This window comes from Streptomyces tamarix (assembly GCF_032423885.1).
In the GTDB taxonomy this organism is placed as follows: domain Bacteria; phylum Actinomycetota; class Actinomycetes; order Streptomycetales; family Streptomycetaceae; genus Streptomyces; species Streptomyces tamarix.
Genome location: NZ_JAWCTQ010000011.1, coordinates 80,433 through 98,675, shown reverse-complemented (window position 1 = coordinate 98,675; position 18,243 = coordinate 80,433). Strand labels below are relative to the sequence as shown.

Genomic DNA, 18,243 nt, shown 5'->3' with positions numbered 1-18,243 from the left:
AAGGGGCCGACACGCCATGACCACCCGCACCCTCGTCCGGGGCGGCCTCGTCGTCACCGCCGCCGAGGAGACCCACGCCGACGTCCTCGTCGAGGGCGGCCGGATCGCCGCGCTCGCCGCCCACGGCAGCGGGGCCGCCGCGGCGTGGACCGCCGACCGCACCATCGACGCCACCGGGAAGTACGTCATCCCGGGCGGCGTCGACGCCCACACCCACATGGAGTTCCCCTTCGGCGGCACGTTCGCGTCCGACGACTTCGAGACCGGGACGCGCGCCGCCGCCTGGGGCGGCACCACCACCATCGTCGACTTCGCCGTCCAGGGCGTCGGCCACACCCTGCGCGAAGGACTCGACGCCTGGCACGCCAAGGCCGACGGCAGGTGCGCCGTCGACTACGCCTTCCACATGATCCTCTCCGACGTCGACGACTCCTCGCTCAAGGAGATGGACCTGCTGGTGGAGGAGGGCGTCACCTCCTTCAAACTCTTCATGGCCTACCCCGGCCTCCTCTACAGCGACGACGGCCGCGTCCTGCGGGCCATGCAGCGCTCCGCCCTCAACGGCGGGCTGATCATGATGCACGCGGAGAACGGCATCGCCATCGACGTCCTCGTCGAGCAGGCCCTCGCCCGCGGCGACGCCGACCCCCGCCACCACGGCGAGGTCCGCCACGTCCTGCTGGAGGCGGAGGCCACGCACCGCGCCATCCAGCTCGCCCGGGTCGCGGGCGCGCCCCTCTACGTCGTGCACGTCTCCGCCGAGGAGGCCGTCGCCGAGCTCGCCGCCGCCCGCGACAAGGGGTTGCCGGTCTTCGGCGAGACCTGCCCGCAGTACCTCTTCCTGACCGTCGACAACCTCGCGGAGCCGGACTTCGAAGGCGCCAAGTACGTGTGCAGCACGCCCCTGCGGCCGAAGGAGCACCAGGCGGCGCTGTGGCGGGGGCTGCGGACGAACGACCTCCAAGTCGTCTCCACCGACCACTGCCCGTTCTGCTTCCGGGGCCAGAAGGAGCTGGGCCGGGGGGACTTCTCGAAGATCCCCAACGGGCTGCCGGGGGTGGAGCACCGCATGGACCTGCTCCACCAGGCCGTGGTCGACGGGCACATCTCGCGGCGCCGCTGGATCGAGATCGCCTGCGCCACCCCGGCCCGCATGTTCGGCCTCTATCCGAAGAAGGGCACCATCGCGCCCGGCGCCGACGCGGACATCGTCGTCTACGACCCGCACGCCACGCAGGTCCTGTCGGCCCAGACGCACCACATGAACGTCGACTACTCGGCGTACGAGGGGAGGACCGTCACCGGCCGGGTCGAGACGGTCCTGTCGCGCGGTGAACCCGTCATCGACCGCCGCACGTACACGGGCCGCGCCGGACACGGCGTGTACACGCCGCGCTCCACCTGCCAGTACCTCGGCTGAGGAGGCCGCCGCCATGGACTTCGGACTCGTCCTGCAGACCGACCCGCCCGCCTCCCGGGTCGTGGGCCTGATACGGCGCGCGGAACGCAACGGCTTCCGCTACGGCTGGACCTTCGACTCGGCCGTGCTGTGGCAGGAGCCGTTCGTCATCCACAGCCGGATCCTGGAGCACACGAGCAGGCTCACGGTCGGCCCCATGGTGACCAACCCGGGGACCCGCACCTGGGAGGTCACCGCCTCCACCTTCGCCACGCTCAACGACATGTACGGCAACCGGACCGTGTGCGGCATCGGCCGCGGCGACTCCGCCATGCGCGTCGCCGGCCGCGAGCCCGACACCCTGGCACGGCTCGGCGAGGCCATCGACGTCATCCGCGACCTCGCCGAGGGCCGGGAGGCGGTCGTCGGCGGGCAGCCGCTGCGGCTGCCCTGGGTCCGCGACGGACGGCTCCCGGTGTGGATGGCGGCGTACGGGCCGAAGGCGCTAGCCCTGGCCGGGCGGAAGGCCGACGGGTTCATCCTCCAACTGGCCGACCCGTATCTGACCGGGTGGATGGTCAGGGCGGTGCGGAGCGCGGCGGCGGACGCCGGACGCGACCCCTCCGGCCTGGCGGTCTGCGTGGCCGCGCCCGCCTACGTCACCGCCGACGACTCGCCGGAGGCCCTCGCACACGCCCGGGAGCAGTGCCGCTGGTTCGGCGGCATGGTCGGCAACCACGTGGCCGACCTGGTCGCCCGGTACGGCGAGCACTCCGGCCTGGTGCCCGAGGCCCTCACCGCGTACGTCAAGGAGCGCCGGGGCTACGACTACCGCCACCACGGCCGCGCGGGGAACCCGTCGACGGACTTCGTCCCCGACGAGATCGTCGACCGGTTCTGCCTGATCGGACCGGCGTCGGCCCACGTGGAGAAGTTGCGCGCGCTGGGGGAGCTGGGCGTGGACCAGTTCGCGCTGTACGCGATGCACGACGCGAAGGAGGCGGTGATCGACGCGTACGGCGGGGAGGTCATCCCCGCGGTGAACGCGTAACCGCGGGCGCCCCGTCCCGCCCCGCCCCGAAGCGCCGCGGACCGCGGGAGGGCGCGCCCGGCGGGCGACCGGCGCCGACCGCCCGCCCGCCCGCCCGCCACCGGCTCGGGACCGGCCCGTCAGACGCCGGCCCGCCCGCCACCGGCTCGGGACCGGCCCGTCGGGCGCCGACCGACCGCCACCGGCTCGGGACCGGCCCGTCAGGCGCCGACCGACCGCCACCGGCTCGGGACCGGCCCGTCAGGCGCCGGGCCGGGCGGCCCACGCCCCGGCGAACAACTCGTGCGGCGGCACCAGCGGCAGCAGCCGGACACCCGCCGACGACACCTCCTTGCGCGAGACCGACGCCCGGTGCGCCGCCAGCTTCGCCGTCTCCAGCGGCAGCTCGGGCGCCTTCACCTCCGTCCACGGACCCGGGACGAACGCCGTGCGCCCCGCCCGGGCCCGCCGGCCCGTCTCGACGGCGCCCACGGCCACCAGCTCCGCCTGGGCGGCCCGGTGCCGGGCCGCCGACCAGCCGTTCCAGCGGCGGACGTTCCGGTCCGTGGGCCGGGCCAGCGCCAGCAACTGGAGGTACAGCGCCGCCGCGTCCGCGCCGACCCCGAGCGCACCGGCCGCCTCCGCGACCAGGCCGGGGACGCTCAGCGCCGGGTTCGGCTCGTACCCGCCCGGCCGCACCGGGGTCGCCGCCGCGCGCTCCACCATGCGGACCACCCCGCCGGCGCGTATCTCCACGAGGCGTTCGATCTTCTCCAGCAGCCACCGCCGGCCCAACCCGCCGCAGAGCCGGACCGCCCGCTCCAGCCGCTCCGGATCGCCCAGCGCGGCCGTCCGCAGGAACACGTCACCGCTGGGCACGGCGACGACGAACGCCCCGTCGTCGTACACACCGGTCACCGGCGCCGCCCCCTCGACCGGCGGCTGCGGGCAGGGCAGCACCGAACCCGTGTACGGCGGGACGGCCGGGTCGGCGGCCAGCGTCTCCGCCAGCCTCCGCTCCCCGTACAGCGGGACGAGCGTCCGCGGGTCGTCCATGAACCCCCGCAGCCACGCGTGGAGCGCCACGGCGGAGGCCACGGCCGGATCGCCGACGGGCCGCTCGGTGAGCGCCCACACGACGAGGGAGACGAGCCGCTCGTCCAGGACGCGCGGCCCCACGTACGCGCCGGCCGTGCCGTCCGCAGCCGCCTCGTGCACGGTGAGGCCGCCCATGCGGTTCCCCACCAGCACGAACCCGGTTCCGTCGCGGCCCGGCACCCCCGCGGGCGGCTCCCCGGTCACCAGGCTCCGCGCCCAGTCCGGGCCGAGCCCCAGGTCCGCCTCCACCGCACCGGCCAGTTCCTCGTCGACGTACACCGCCGAACCGACGAGCTCCGTCCACACCCGTGCCATCCGCTCGGCGGCCGCGGTCATCCCGCCGTCCGCCCACAGCTCCGCCGGGTCCTCCGGCACGCCCGCGGCGAGGACCGCCGCACGCTTCCGCGCGTCCAGCCCGTTCCACAGCGTCACGTACGCCTCGGCGACCGCCTTCGGCACGGCGTACGGCTTCGACCGCAGCATCTTCCGGTCGTCGTCGTACCGCTCGCGGCGCGGCAGGCCGCCCAGCACCAGCGCCGCGAAGGGGCGCCGCACGCCCGTCCGCCGCGCGAAGACGTCCAGCGCCTCCGGCGCCAGCGGCAGCGGTCCGTGCCGCTCCACCAGTTCCAGCAGCCGCGGCAGGCGCGCCGCGTCGTCCCGGTCGACGGCGACCGCCACCACGTCGTCGGCGCCCTCGGGCACGGGGTCGGCGGCCCGCTGCAGGAACCGCGCCGTGCCGCCCCGTTCCGCGCCGGTGACCAGCACGCCCCCGGCGGACCGGCAGGCGTCCAGGCTCCCGTACGGCGCCCTGCCCGTACGCCACCGGCCGCCGCGCTCGGCGAACGGCTGCCCGCTCCACGTGCGCAGCAGCGCCGCCAGGGCCGCCCGCTCCCCGCCGTCCGTCGTCTCCACCGCCGCCCGCCAGGCCACCGCGTCGATCCGGCCCACCAGCGCCGCCCACTCCCCGGGCGGTGCCGGCGGCGCCAGGGAGCGGGTCTCCTCGTCGATCTCCCCGCGCAGACGGCGGCCGTCCGCCGCGACCGCCGTGAGCGTCGCCGGGAGCGGCCGGGCCGTGTGCGCCTCGTACGGCCGCAGCGCGGGCAGCAGCCCGTGCAGCGCGGGCAGCAGCACCGTGTCCGGCACCTCGTCCGGCAGCGCCACCACCGGGCCCGACCGCATCGCGGCCACGCGCCGCGACAGCTCCTCGCGCCGCCGCAGCACGTCCGCGGCGAGCAGCGACGCCCGCACCACGCCGGCCGCCACGCGCGGCTCGGTCACCTCGGGCAGGACGCGCGCCAGTTCGGCCCGCACCGCCGCCCCGCCGCCCTCGCCGCGGGCCGCGTCGAGGAGCGCGCGCACGGCGCCGTCGTCCACCGCGCGCAGCGCCTTGGAGGACGCCTCGTCCCGCGGGGTGAGGAAGTGCCAGTACGCGGGCGGGGGCACCGGCCCGACGGCGTGCCCGGACGGTCTGCGCCACCTGTGCCGCTCGCCGCCCGGGAACCCGTGCGCCTCCCACAGCAGGGAGCCGTCCTCCACGGCGTGCACCCGCACGTCGTCCGGTTCGACCAGCACCGCGTCCTCGCCGCCGGCCGGCATCCGGACGATCCCCCACGGGCGCCGCCCCGGCTTCACACTGCGGAACCGGCCCCGGCGGCCGTCGATCCCCTCCAGCAGGAAGTCCGTCGGCGACGGCCCCGCGTACGGCGTCCGGTACAGCACCCGGCAGCCGACCAGCCGCCCGTCCTGCCCCAGCGGTGACGGCGGCGCGCCCGGGGGCAGGGCCGCCAGCGTGAGCGAGTCGGCGAACACGGCCCGTCCCGGCGGCACCTCGCCGTCCCGGTGGAACGCGGGCGGCGTGCGGTCCCCCAGCAGCGCGCCCGTGACCGGGTCGACGCGCTCCCAGTCGCCCTCGAAGACCCGGGCGCTCCACAGCCGCGTCCCGTCGCTCATCTGGAGCTCGCGGTGGTCGACGCCGTCCCGGTCGCCGGGCCGCAGCACGCGGCTCCCGTCGTGCCGACCGCCGCCGTCCGCCGAGGCGAACTGGTAGCCGAACGCGCCGTCGACGAGCCCGTCGAACGGCCGCAGGCCGATGCGGTGCTCCGGCTCGAACACCTCGTCCGGTCGGTCGGACCAGAAGGCGTGCGTCCCATACGAGCCCCCCTCCTCCGTCGTCCAGCTCACCAGGAACCGGCCGCCCGCGAAGTGCGCCACGTGCATCGTCGCGTCCTCGGGGACGGCGAACGCGCACGAGGCGCGGCGCCCCGCGTGGTCGACGGCGACGGCCCGGTCCCGCCCGTAGACGGTCAGCACGGGCCACGTGCAGGTCACGCCGCGCACCCCGCCGGGCCCGAACCCGTCGACGACGGCCTCCAGGGCGGGCCAGCCCAGCTCCTCGGGCAGCCCGGCCCGCAGGGCGCGCGCCAGGGGGCCGGACAGGTCGAGCGCGGCCAGCGCCTCCTCGACGCCGTCCAGCGCCGTCGCCGTGGGCCGGTCCAGGAGCTTCGCCAACTCGTCCACCGCCTCGTCGGCCGCCGCGACCCCGCCGCCGCGCACCTCCCCCAGCAGGGCCTCGACGCGGGCGCGCACCTCCGCCGCGATGCCCGCGTTCTCCGGCATCCGCGTGATCGCCGTGCCGCCGCCGCGCAGCCCGGCGTGGACCGTGCCCTCCAGGCGCCGCCCGAACACCGGGTCGGCGGCGAGGGCCTTCAGGTCGCGCCGCGACCGCGCGCCCCAGAACTCCAGCCGCACCGCGTCCCCCGGATCCTCCACGGCGACCCCCTCGGCCAGGCAGGCGTCGAGCAGGTCCGCGTCGAGCCCCGGGTAGCGGTAGCGGTCCTCGTGCAGCCGCACCGGCACCCCCGCCGCGCGCAGCCGCGGCGCGAACCGGGCCACCAGGTCGAACAGCTCCTTCGGCATCCGCTGCCGGAACACGCCCCCGCCGCGCCGCCCGTGGGAGTACGCGCGCGTGTACCGGCCCAGCCACCCGGCGACCCCGCCCTCGGGCGTCACCCTCCCCGCCACCACCGCGTCGGCCGCCCCGGACCGCAGCAGCAGCCGCAGCCAGGCCGCCGCGTCGCCCCGGGAGTCCGGGAACACGTCCACCAGCGCGGCGTACACCCCGTCGTCCTGCGGATGCTCCTCCAGGAGCGCGGCGACCGCGTCCAGCAGCGCGTCCGGCAGCGCCCTGCCGCGCGCCCCGCCCACCGCGCGCGCGAGGACCCGGGCGTCCTCCGCCGTGCCCAGCCCGGCGGCACGGGCCGACGCCCGGACGCGGCGGGCCAGGTCGGCGGGCAGCTCACCCGGCGACGCGGCCCACGCCGCCAGGACGCGCAGGAACTCCTCGTGCGCCTCCCCGGCGTCGAACACCGACGCCAGCCAGCGCTGATGGTCGCTCAGCTCCTTCGCGGGCAGCGCCCCCGCCCCGGCGAGCAGCCGCACGTTCGCCGCGTGCCACGCCGTGTCCACCGGCAGCGTGTGCTCCCGTACCGCCTTCCGGGCCAGGGCGAACGCCCGGCCCGCGTACCGGTCGCTCCAGCCGCACAGCCGGTGCGCCACCGTGTCCCAGAACCACGGCCGGTGGGCCGGCGGCAGTTCCCGCGCCCTCCGCTCCAGGCCCTCCACGTACCGGCCCGGCTTCTCCCGGGCCCGGTGCACCCCCCGCCCCACCTCGTCGAGCAGCGCGAGCGCGGCGGGCTCGGCCCCCGGGTCGTGGGCGCGCACCCAGTCGACGTAGACCTGCGACCTGTGGAGCTCCGAGGGGAGCGGGACGTGGACGTTCATGCCGCCGATCCTGACAGGCCCCACCGACAACGCCCCCGCCCGGGGCGGGAGTCGGGCGCCGCACGGCCGCCGGCGGTGAATCCCCGGGGAACGGCGGGTGGCGGCGCGGGCCGCCCGCGCCACCGGGCGTCACCGTCCGTGAACCCCGCACGTCAGTGGGGCGTGGTGTGATGGACACATGATCGATGACCTTCTGGACGACACCGGTTTCCTCTCCGCCGTCGAGGACGCGGTCCGCGGGGCCGCCGCCGACGAGGTCATGCCTCGCTGGCGACGGCTGGCCGCGCACGAGGTCGACGAGAAGTCCGGCCCGCACGACCTGGTCACCGTCGCCGACCGCGCGGCCGAGGAGCGTCTGACGAAGTCCCTGAGCGGACTGCTGCCCGGCTCCGCCGTGGTGGGGGAGGAGGGCGTCCACGCCGACCCGGGCGCGTACGACGCGGTGCGCGGCGACGCGCCCGTGTGGATCGTCGACCCGGTCGACGGCACGCGCCAGTTCGTCCGCGGCGAGCCCGGGTTCTGCACGCTCGTCGCCCTCGCCCGGCACGGCAGGCTCCTGGCGTCCTGGACGCACGCGCCCGCCCTGGGCGAGACGGCCGTCGCCGTACGGGGCGGGGGCGCCCGGCTGAACGGCGAGGAGCTGCGGGCCGGTACGCCCGGTCCGGGAGCGGTGCTCCGGGTCGCCACGGCGCACCCCGACCACACCACGCCCGCGCAGAAGCGCGCCCTCCGGGGGCTCGCCGTCGAGGGCGTCGACCCCCGGCCGTGCGGCTCGGCGGGACTGGCGTACCTGGCGGTGGCGCGCGGCGACTGCGACGCGGTCGCCTTCACGTGGGAGTACGCCTGGGACCACGCGGCGGGCCTCCTCCTCGTCACGGAGGCGGGCGGCGCGCACCGCACGATCGACGGCGTCCCGTTCCGCGTCACCGGCGGCAACGCCCTGCCGTTCACGGCGGCACGGGACGCGGCGACGGCCGCGCGGGTCGCCTCCCTCCTCCGCCCCCAGTGACGCACCACCGCCCGTCGACGGTCGCCGGCCGCCGCTGTCCGCCCCGTCGACGGTCGCCGCTGCCCGCCCCGTGAGGGCCGCTGTCCGCCCGGCGACGGCCGCCCGCCGCCGGGCGGCCGGACGCGGCGTCCTATCCTGGGCTGTCCTGGCCGTCGGCTGACGAAGGAGTCCGAAGGTGCCGTCGATGCTCGATGCCGTCGTCGTGGGGGCGGGCCCCAACGGGCTGACCGCCGCCGTCGAGCTGGCCCGCCGCGGCTTCTCCACGGCCGTGTTCGAAGCGAAGGGGACGGTCGGCGGCGGAGCCCGCACCAAGGAGCTGACCCTCCCCGGCTTCCGTCACGACCCGTGCTCGGCCGTGCACCCGCTGGGCGTCGGCTCGCCCGCCTTCCGCGCCATGCCGCTCGACCGCTACGGCCTCGAATGGCTCCACGCCCCGCTCCCCATGGCGCACCCCTTCGACGACGGCACGGCCGCCGTGCTGTCCCGGTCCGTGTCCGAGACGGCCGCTTCGTTCGGGCCGCGCGACGCCGGCGCGTACCGCCGCCTCGTCGCCCCGTACACCGGCAAGTGGGACACGCTCGCCCGCGACTTCATGTCGCTGCCGCTGACCGCGCTGCCCCGCGACCCCGTCACGCTCGCCCGCTTCGGCGTCGACGGCCTGCCCCCGTCCACCTGGCTGATGCGCCGCTTCCGCGACGACCGCGCCCGCGCCCTGTTCGCCGGGCTCGTCGCCCACGTCATCGCCCCGCTCGGCGGTTTCGCGACCGGCGCCATCGGCCTCGTCTTCGCGCTCGCCGCGCACGCCCGCGGCTGGCCCCTGCCGCGCGGCGGCTCCCAGTCCATCTCGGACGCCCTCGCCGCGTACCTGAGGGACCTCGGCGGCGCCGTCCACACGGACTACGAGGTGAAGCGGCTCGACGACCTGCCGCCCGCCCGCGCGTACGTCTTCGACACCTCGCCCACGGCTCTCGCCCGGATCGCCGGCCTCGGCGGCCTCTACGACGGCTACCGGTACGGCGCCTCCGTCTTCAAGATCGACTATGCGCTGGACGGCCCCGTCCCCTGGACCGCCGAGGAGCCCCGCCGCGCCGGCACCGTCCAGGTCGGCCCCTCCAGCCGCGACATCGGCACGGCCCTGCGCCAGGCGTCCGGCGGCACGGCGCCCGACACGCCGTTCCTGATCACCGCCCAGCCCAGCGTCGTCGACCCGGGCCGCGCCCCGGCCGGCAAGCACGTCTTCTGGGCGTACGGCCACGTCCCCAACGGTTGGGAGGGCGACCTCACCGAGGCGATCGAGCGGCAGATCGAACGCTTCGCGCCGGGCTTCCGTGACCTCGTCCTCGCCCGCGCCACCGCCGGCCCGCCCGAGATGGCCGCCCACAACGCCAACTACGTCGGCGGCGACATCGCCTGCGGCGCCGCCCGCGGCCTCCAGCTCCTCCTCCGGCCCCGCCTCACCCTCCGCCCCTACCACACCCCGCACCCCGCGGTCTTCCTCTGCTCCTCCGCCACCCCGCCCGGACCCGGCGTCCACGGCATGTCCGGGCACAACGCCGCGAAGGCGGTCTGGCGGCACCTGCGCCGGCAGCCGCGCTGAGGACACGCCGGGCGGGACCGGGCAGGACCGGGCAGGATCGCCCCATGACGAAACTGACCCTGACCCGCGGGGACATCACCCGCCAGCACGTCGACGCGGTCGTCAACGCCGCCAACTCCTCCCTCCTGGGCGGCGGGGGCGTCGACGGCGCCATCCACCGCGCCGGCGGCCCGGAGATCCTCGCCGAGTGCCGCGCGCTGCGCGCCTCCCACCACGGCGGCGGCCTCCCCACCGGCCGGGCCGTCGCCACCACCGCCGGCCGCCTCCCCGCCCACTGGGTCATCCACACGGTGGGCCCCGTGTACCGGGAGGGCGGCGGCGAACCGGAACTGCTGGCGTCCTGCTACCGCGAGTCCCTGCGCGTCGCCGACGAACTCGGCGCGCGCACCGTCGCGTTCCCCGCCATCTCGACCGGCGCGTACGGCTGGCCGGTGGACGACGCCGCCCGGATCGCGGTGGAGGCGGTACGGGACGCGCGGACCGCGGTCGAGGAGGTCGTCTTCGTCCTGTTCGACGAGCGGGCGTACGAGGCGTTCGCCGAGCACGTCCGCACGCCGCGGCACGGCGGTGGGCACCACCGCCCCGGCGGCTCGCCGGACGCGAGCGGTCCCGGCGGACGGGCGTCCACCGGGGCCGCGGAGTGAGGGTCAGGCCGGGCAGCCGGGGTCCGCGAGGACGTAGTGGCCGGGCGCGGTCTGCTTGAGGGTGCGGACGGTGAACGTGTTCCACAGCCCCATGGCCTGCTGCGAGCCGTTGGCGTAGGTGTGACCGCCGCTCTGGTACGCCCGACCGGCCGTCGTGTGGGCGTAGTTGCTCGCCGTGTGGCACGTGGGCGTGAAGCCGGTCGTGGTCGCGGTCACCGCCGCGGAGACCGCGCCCGCCGTGCCGGCCGCGTCCACCGCCGCCACCGTGTAGCCGTACGTCGTGCCGGTGGTCAGACCGGTGTCGGTGTAGGCGGTCGCCGTGGTGGTGCCCACCCTCGTGCCGCCGCGGTGGACGGCGTACGAGGACGCGCCGTCGACCGCCCGCCAGCTCAGGGCGACGCTGGTGTCGGTGGTCGCGGTGACGGCCAGGCCGGTGGGTGCGGGCAGGGACCCGGGGTTCTGGCCGCCGCCCCCGTCGCCTTCGCCGTCGAGGCCCCAGAAGCGGGCGGTGTGGTAGCTGGAGCAGATGCTGTCGAGGTAGTAGGTGCCGGCGGTGCCGCACTGCCCGTCGCCGCTGCCCGGGTCCACCGCGAGGCCGTGCGCCATGCCGGAGACGGAGTACACCTCGACGGCGGGCCGGCCGGAGGCGTCGTCGTAGACGCTGAGCGTGGTGCCCCCGGTGAGGGTCTCGGTGCGGCTGGGGGTCTGGCCGACGCCCCACACGTTCGTCCACTGGTCGCGCAGCTCCGCGGCGTTGGCGGGCTTGACGGTCGTGTCGGCGGTTCCCTGCCAGATCGCGACGCGGGGCCAGGAGGCCGTGCCGGACGGGGCGGCCGCGCGCACCAGGTCGCCCCATTGGGCCGGGGTCCTGTCCGGTGGGGCGTACATGCAGGTGTACGCCGCGGAGACGCTGCGCGCGCAGGAGGCGGGAAGCCCGGAGTGGACGGAGCCGCCCGCGAAGACGTCGGGGTAGGCGGCGAGCATGTTCGCGGTCATGCCGCCCCCGGCGGACAGGCCGGTGATGTACACCCGCCGGCTGTCGCTGCCGTACCGGGCGACGGCCTCGTCGACCATCTGCTTGATCGACAGGGCCTCGCCCCGATCGCGCCCGCTGTCACCGGGCTCGAACCAGTTGAAGCAGGAGTTGGCGTTGTTGGCGCTGCTCGTCTGCGGGAGGACCAGCGCGAAGCCGTAGCGGTCGGCGAACTTCGACCAGCCGGAGTGCGCGTGGTAGTCGTGCGCGCTCTGGGTGCAGCCGTGCAGCGCGACCACCAGGGGGGCGCCGTCCGGCAGCGTGTCGGGCGCGTAGGCGTACATGGACAGATTGCCGGGATTGCTGCCGAAGGACGTGATCTGGGTGAGTCCCGCGGCGGTCGCCTGCGGGGCCGCGATGACCGGGCCGGCGGTCAGGGCCAGGGCGCCCACGACGGCGGTGGCCCAGCGGCGGATGCCTCTGGCGAGGCGGCGGCTCCCGGGGGGACGGGACGGAGGGTGCGACGGTCCCATGACGACTGCCTCCTGGAGTGGTGGGAACGGCCGTGCGCCGACGCCGGACACGGACCGGTGGGGGGTGAGGTGCATCGTCACGGCGCCCTCGGAGCGGTTGACATGTGCTGGACAGCCAGGCTTGCCGGTTGCCCTGTGTGACAGATGTCCATGGCCCACGGCAGGACCGGCCGGCTGGGGACGGGACCCGGGAGACAAGGTCCTTCCCCGCCCCTACTCACGGAGTGGCGGGGCCCACCATGACCAGGCCGTGGACAATGGTCCGCAGACCTATGTATCGAGCCGAAACCCCGTCATAGCCTCCGCGCGTCCGATCCGCGACCCATCCGCGACCCCGGAGGCACCCGCATGCGTCTCTCCTTCCGCCCCACGCCACGCCCGCGACGACGGGCGGGCACGGCGGCCCTCGCCCTGGCCGCCCTCACGCTCGCGCCGGTGCCCGCCGCGGCCTCCCCGGCGGCCCCGGTGCCCCCGGGCGGCCACTGCGCCCGCCTGGGGCAGTTGCACGTACCGGGCGCCGAACACCAGCGGGCAGCCTGCCTGGACGAACTCACCACGGCGGGCACGACCGGCTCGGGACACACCGACCCGGCCGACTGGGCGGGACTGACGCCCGCGGACCTGGCCGTCCCCACGGGGGTGCCCGGCATCCAGATCGACGGCTACTTCCCCGACACCTCCGCCACCAACACCAACCACGGCTGGAAGCACGACGCCCAGTTCGTCATCCGCCTGCCCGACCGGTGGAACGGCGGCCTCGTGACCGCCGGCACCCCCGGCAACCGCGAGCAGTACGCCAACGACCGGGCCATCGCCGACTGGGTGCTCTCCCGCGGGTACGCCTACGCCGCCACCGACAAGGGCAACACCGGCCCCGCCTTCCACAGGGACGGCAGGGCACCGGGCGACGCCATCGCCGAGTGGAACGACCGGGTCACCCAACTCACCCGCGCCGCCCGCGCCGTGGTCGCCCAGCGCTACCACCGCCCGCCCGCCCGCACCCTGGTGACCGGCATCTCCAACGGCGGATACCTGGTGCGCTGGCAACTGGAGAACCACCCCGAGCTCTACGACGGGGGAGTGGACTGGGAGGGCACCCTGTGGCGTTCCGACGGCCCCACCCTGCTGGACTTCCTGCCCCGGGCCCTGCGGAACTACCCCGTCCACGCCGCCGGCGGCGAAGGCGCCGAGCGGGCGCGGCGGGCCCTGCACGCCGCGGGGTTCCCGGCCGGGTCGGAGTTCCTCTGGCCGTACCACCACAAGGTCTACTGGGACCTGACCCAGCGCATCCACCGCGAGGAGGTCGACCCGGACTTCGACGGGCCCATCGAGGCGGGCACGCCGTACTGCGCGCCGGGCACCCCCGCCTGCGACGCCGACTACGACTACGCGGCCCGTCCCGACGGGGTCAGGCGGGCCGTGGCGAAGATCGCGCTGACCGGGCGGATCGGCAAGCCCCTGTTCACGCTGCACGGCACCCTGGACGTGCTGCTGCCGATCGGCGAGGACTCCGACGTCTACGCGCGCATGGTGCGCGAGGCCGGCCGCGGGCACCTGCACCGGTACTACCGCATCGAAGGCGGCACGCACGCCGACTCCCTGGTCGACGCGTTCCCGGGCCGGCTGCGTCCGCTCACGCCGTGCCACCGCACCGCGTTCGCGGCGCTCGAACGCTGGCTCGCGTCCGGGCACCGGCCGCCGGCCTCCGGCACCGTCGCCCTGCCCACCGGGACGGACCCCGTCACCCTCGCGAACACCTGCTCCCTCAGGTAGACCCGCCCGTTCTATGGTGTGCAGCACCACCTATCGGCAGTGGTTTATGGCTGTCGCTTACATGGGAGGAGCCCCGGGAGCTCCCTACTGTCTCCGGCCATGACGAAGACATCTCCCACGCCGGTTCCCCTGCCGCCGCCCGCCGCCGCGATCGACCTCGGCGGGCGCACGGCGCTGGTGACGGGGGGCGGCAGCGGCATCGGCCGGGCCTGCGCGCTGGCGCTGGCGCAGGCGGGGGCCGATGTGCACGTGGTCGACCGCGACGGCGCCGCCGCGGAGGCCGTCGCGGAGACCACCGGCGGCACGGCGCACGTGGTCGACCTCGCGGACGCCGAAGCGGTCTGGCTCCTCCCCTCCGAGGCGGACATCCTGGTCAACAACGCCGGCCTCCAGCACGTCGCCCCGCTGACGGAGTTCCCCGTGGACCGCTTCGAGCTGATCCAGAAGGTGATGGTCACCGCTCCGTTCCTGCTCATGCGCCAGGTGCTCCCGCACATGTACGAGCGGGGCTGGGGACGTGTCGTGAACGTCTCCAGCGTCCACGGCCTGCGGGCCAGCGCCTACAAGTCCGCCTACGTCGCCGCCAAGCACGCCCTGGAAGGACTGAGCAAGGTCGCCGCGATCGAGGGCGCCCCGCACGGGGTGACCAGCAACTGCGTCAACCCCGGGTACGTCCGGACCCCGCTCGTCGAAGGCCAGGTGCGTGACCAGGCCGCCGCCCACGGCATCAGCGAGGACGAGGTCCTCTCCGGCGTCATGCTCGCCCGCTCGCCCGTCAAGCGGCTCCTGGAGGCCGAAGAGGTCGCCGCCGCCGTCCTGTGGCTGTGCGGCCCCCACTCCGGCTACCTCACCGGAGCCTCCCTGCCGCTCGACGGCGGCTGGACCGCGGGCTGAACCACCGCCCGGCAACACCCCCGTACCGCCCCGTTCCCGTCCGTTCGTGAAACCGGTGAATCCATGCCTGACACCACCACGCCGAGAGGCGGCATCCGCCGCATCGTCGCCGCGAGCCTGATCGGCACCACCATCGAGTGGTACGACTTCTTCCTCTACGGCTCGGCCGCGGCACTCGTCTTCAACACGCTGTTCTTCCCCACCGCCGATCCGCTGGTGGGCACGCTCATCGCCTTCATCACCTACGCCATCGGGTTCGCGGCCCGGCCGTTGGGCGGCGTCGTCTTCGGCCACTTCGGCGACAAGGTCGGCCGCAAGAAGCTCCTGGTCGTCAGCCTCCTGATGATGGGTGGCGCGACCTTCGCCATGGGCCTGCTGCCCACGTACGAATCCATCGGGGTCGGCGCACCGATCCTGCTGACCGTGCTGCGCCTGGTCCAGGGCTTCGCGCTCGGCGGCGAATGGGGCGGGGCGGTCCTGATCGTCTCCGAGCACGGCGGGGACAAGAACCGCGGCTTCTGGGCGTCCTGGCCGCAGGCGGGCGCTCCCGGCGGCAACCTGCTCGCCACCGGCGTGCTGGCCCTGCTGGCGGCCTTCCAGTCGGACGCGGCCTTCCAGTCCTGGGGCTGGCGCGTCCCGTTCCTGCTGTCCGGGCTCCTGGTGGTGATCGGCCTGTGGATCCGCGTCTCGGTGTCCGAGTCCCCGGTGTTCCTGGAGGCGCAGGCCAGGGCCGAGGCCGCCGCGGCGGGGGGCGCGAAGGAGAAGGCCCCGGTCGTCGAGGTGTTCCGGCGCAGCTGGCGGGAGGTCCTGGCCGCGATCGGCACCCGGTTCGGCGAGAACATCTCGTACTACATCCTCACCTCCTTCCTCCTGGTGTACGTCACCGCGCACCTCCACCTGCCGAAGAGCACCGCGCTGAACGCCGTGCTGATCGGTTCGGCCGTGCACTTCGTCACGATCCCCGCCTGGGGGGCGCTGTCCGACCGCGTCGGGCGGCGGCCGGTGACCCTGATCGGCTCCGTGGGCATGGCCGTCTGGGCGTTCGTCTTCTTCGGCCTGGTCGACTCCACGTCGTTCCCCGTGATCACCCTGGCCGTCACCGTCGGCCTGCTGCTGCACGGCGCGATGTACGGGCCGCAGGCCGCCTTCATCTCCGAGATGTTCGACACCGAAGTCCGCTACTCCGGCGCCTCCATGGGCTCGCAGCTCGCCTCCATCGTCGCGGGAGCCCTCGCACCCATCATCGCCGTCGAACTCCTCAACGCGTACGACTCCTCCACCCCGATCGCCCTCTACCTCTGCGCCGCGGCCGTGGTCACCACCATCACCGTGGCCGTCACCCGCGAGACCCGGGGCCGCGATCTCGCCCGCTCGCGGGAGGGCGAGGCGCCGGCCACCGCGCCCGGGGCCACCGTCGGCGACCCCGCCTGACACCGCCGTGCACGCGCGCCGCCCGGCCCGCCGCGGCCACGGCCGAGCGGCAGGCCGGGACCGCCGTACCGCCCCCACGACCCCCGCCCGAGAGGAGGCTCCATGACCACCGACCGCAGAGCGCGCGCCCGGACGACCACGGCCGCCGAAGCGGCCGCGCGGCGCCTGGTGGACCTCCTCGCCGCCGACGCCTCCGCCGAGGAGATCGCCCTGCAGCCGGCCCGCTCGCGCGCCGAGGGAGCCGACGCGGCGGAGGCGGCGCGGATCGAGGAGACCACCGACGCCGCCCTCGCCGTGCGACGGGTGCTCGACCAGTACCGCCGCCGGGAAGCGGAACTGGTCGCGCTGTTCGACACCGCGGGCGACCTGGCCGGTCTGCGGGACCTCGACGCCGTACTGCGTGCCATCGTCCGCCGGGCGAGGACCCTGCTGGGCGCCGACGTCGCCTACCTCACCCTCAACGACCCGGTCGCGCAGGACACGTTCATGCGCGTCACCGACGGATCCGTCTCCGCGGCCTTCCAGCAGCTCCGTCTCGGCATGGGGGAGGGCCTGGGCGGCCTGGTCGCGCAGACCGCCCGCCCCTACGCCAGCACGGACTACCGCACCGACCGGCGCTACCGGCACACCGGGACGATCGACGACGGCGTGGCCGAGGAGGGGCTGCGCGGAATCCTCGGCGTTCCCCTGCGGCTGGGCGAGGAGGTCATCGGCGTGCTGTTCGCGGCGGACCGCACCCCGCGCGAGTTCACCCCCGACGCCATCGCCCTCCTCGCCTCGCTCGCCGACCACGCCGCCGTCGCCATCGACAGCGCCCGCCTGCTGGAGGAGACGCGCAACACCCTCACCCGGCTCGAAGCCGCCAACGCGACGGCCCGCGCCCACAGCGAGGCGCTCCACACGGCTTCCGACGCCCACGACCGCCTGACCAAGCTGGTGCTGCGCGGCGCGGGCATCGACGACGTGGCGGCCGAGATCGCGACGCTGCTGGGCGGCGGAGTGGCCGTCCACGACACCGACGGCAGCGAGTTGGCCCGGGCGGGCACCGGACCGGTCACGCCCCTGGCCGACAGCCTCGAAGCCTCGCACGCCGAGGGCCGCGCGGTGCGCGCGGACGGTGTGTGGACCTGCGCCGTCCTGGCGGGCGCCGAGCCGCTGGGCAGCATCGTGCTGACGGGGCGAGGGGACCTCTCCGAGGCCGACCGCCGCCTCTTCGAGCGCGCGGCGCTGGTCACCGCCATGCTGCTGCTGATGCGCCGGTCCGTCGCCGAGACCGAGGACCGGGTGCGCGGCGAACTCCTCGACGACCTCCTCGCGGGCCCCGCCTCGTCGGCCCACTGGGACGGGGGAAGCCTCAACCTGCGGGCCAAACGCCTCGGAGTCGACCTCGCCCGACCCCACGCCGTCGCCGTCCTGGACTGCGCGCCGGCGTCGCGCCCCCGGCTCTCCGCGGAGACCGCCCGCACGGCCCGCAGGCTCGGCGGCCTGGCGGGCACCCGGCACGGCCACGTCGTCCTCCTGGCGCGGTGCGACCGGCCGGGAGCGCTCGCCCGCAGCCTCGCCACGGACCTCTCCCGGGTCCTGGGCTCGCCCGTCACCGTGGGCGCCGCCGGCCCGGGGAACGGGCCGGAGGACCACGCCGCCCTCCACACCGAGGCGCTGCGGTGCCTCAGGGCGCTCCACGCCCTCGGCCGCACCGGCGAGGGGGCCGACGTCGCCGACCTGGGCTTCATCGGCGTCCTGCTGGGCGACAGGACCGACATCGGCGCCTACGTCGAGCGCGTCCTCGGACCGGTCATGGCCTACGACGCCGAGCGCGGCACCGAACTGATGCGGACCCTCCACGCCTACTACGACCAGGGCGCCAGCCTCTCCAGGGCCAAGGACGCCCTCCACGTCCACGTGAACACGGTCGTGCAGCGCCTCGACCGCGTCGCGCACCTGCTCGGCCCCGACTGGAACACCCCCGCCAGGGCTCTGGAGACCCACGTGGCGCTCCGCCTCCACCGGCTCACCGGCGGCGCCGACGAAGACGCCCCCTGACACCGGCCCGGGCCGCCTCGGGCCGGAGCCGGAGCCGCT

The 18,243-nt window shown here is 75.7% G+C and carries 10 protein-coding genes and 1 pseudogene; 9 read left to right on the top strand and 2 right to left on the bottom strand.

The window, feature by feature from the left end:
- Window positions 1–16 precede the first annotated feature (16 nt).
- Both hydA and RND61_RS11735 read left to right on the top strand, forming a co-directional pair.
- The gene (gene hydA, locus RND61_RS11740) at window positions 17–1,420 is read left to right on the top strand and encodes a dihydropyrimidinase (RefSeq protein WP_315877816.1); all 1,404 of its coding nucleotides are present in this window, start codon (window positions 17–19) and stop codon (window positions 1,418–1,420) included.
- Between the two features lie 13 nt (window positions 1,421–1,433).
- Window positions 1,434–2,450: a TIGR03842 family LLM class F420-dependent oxidoreductase gene (locus tag RND61_RS11735; RefSeq protein WP_315877815.1), complete on the top strand. Its 1,017-nt coding sequence runs from the start codon at window positions 1,434–1,436 to the stop codon at window positions 2,448–2,450.
- A gap of 240 nt (window positions 2,451–2,690) precedes the next feature.
- On the opposite strand, the gene RND61_RS11730 is transcribed toward RND61_RS11735, so the two are convergent.
- Window positions 2,691–7,307 carry a hypothetical protein gene (locus RND61_RS11730; protein ID WP_315877814.1) on the bottom strand — a complete coding sequence of 1,539 codons (4,617 nt, stop codon included), beginning with the start codon at window positions 7,305–7,307 and terminating at the stop codon, window positions 2,691–2,693.
- Window positions 7,308–7,485: 178 nt separating this feature from the next.
- On the opposite strand from RND61_RS11730, the gene RND61_RS11725 reads away from it, so the two are divergent.
- The 3 genes and pseudogenes from RND61_RS11725 to RND61_RS11715 all read left to right on the top strand — a co-directional run.
- Window positions 7,486–8,316 (top strand): inositol monophosphatase family protein, encoded by an 831-nt coding sequence (locus tag RND61_RS11725; RefSeq protein ID WP_315877813.1) that lies wholly within the window; start codon window positions 7,486–7,488, stop codon window positions 8,314–8,316.
- A 175-nt stretch (window positions 8,317–8,491) separates the two neighbouring features.
- A complete protein-coding gene (locus RND61_RS11720) occupies window positions 8,492–9,913 on the top strand; it encodes a phytoene desaturase family protein (RefSeq protein ID WP_315877812.1) in 1,422 nt (473 codons plus the stop codon).
- A gap of 44 nt (window positions 9,914–9,957) precedes the next feature.
- Window positions 9,958–10,461 (top strand): annotated as a pseudogene (locus RND61_RS11715) (O-acetyl-ADP-ribose deacetylase); the annotation flags it as partial.
- Window positions 10,462–10,560: 99 nt separating this feature from the next.
- Here RND61_RS11715 and RND61_RS11710 read toward each other — a convergent pair.
- Window positions 10,561–12,063 (bottom strand): extracellular catalytic domain type 1 short-chain-length polyhydroxyalkanoate depolymerase, encoded by a 1,503-nt coding sequence (locus RND61_RS11710; protein WP_315877811.1) that lies wholly within the window; start codon window positions 12,061–12,063, stop codon window positions 10,561–10,563.
- A gap of 348 nt (window positions 12,064–12,411) precedes the next feature.
- Between RND61_RS11710 and RND61_RS11705 the strand changes: the two genes are divergently transcribed.
- The 4 genes from RND61_RS11705 to RND61_RS11690 all read left to right on the top strand — a co-directional run bounded on the left by RND61_RS11705 (window position 12,412) and on the right by RND61_RS11690 (window position 18,204).
- On the top strand, window positions 12,412–13,836 hold the full coding sequence (locus RND61_RS11705; RefSeq protein ID WP_315877810.1) for a tannase/feruloyl esterase family alpha/beta hydrolase: 1,425 nt from the start codon (window positions 12,412–12,414) through the stop codon (window positions 13,834–13,836).
- A gap of 99 nt (window positions 13,837–13,935) precedes the next feature.
- A complete protein-coding gene (locus tag RND61_RS11700; RefSeq protein ID WP_315877809.1) occupies window positions 13,936–14,730 on the top strand; it encodes a 3-hydroxybutyrate dehydrogenase in 795 nt (264 codons plus the stop codon).
- A 63-nt stretch (window positions 14,731–14,793) separates the two neighbouring features.
- Window positions 14,794–16,161, top strand: a complete 1,368-nt coding sequence (locus tag RND61_RS11695) for an MFS transporter (protein ID WP_315877808.1) — start codon at window positions 14,794–14,796, stop codon at window positions 16,159–16,161.
- 102 nt (window positions 16,162–16,263) lie between these two features.
- Window positions 16,264–18,204: a helix-turn-helix domain-containing protein gene (locus RND61_RS11690; RefSeq protein ID WP_315877807.1), complete on the top strand. Its 1,941-nt coding sequence runs from the start codon at window positions 16,264–16,266 to the stop codon at window positions 18,202–18,204.
- The last annotated feature ends 39 nt before the right edge of the window (window positions 18,205–18,243 follow it).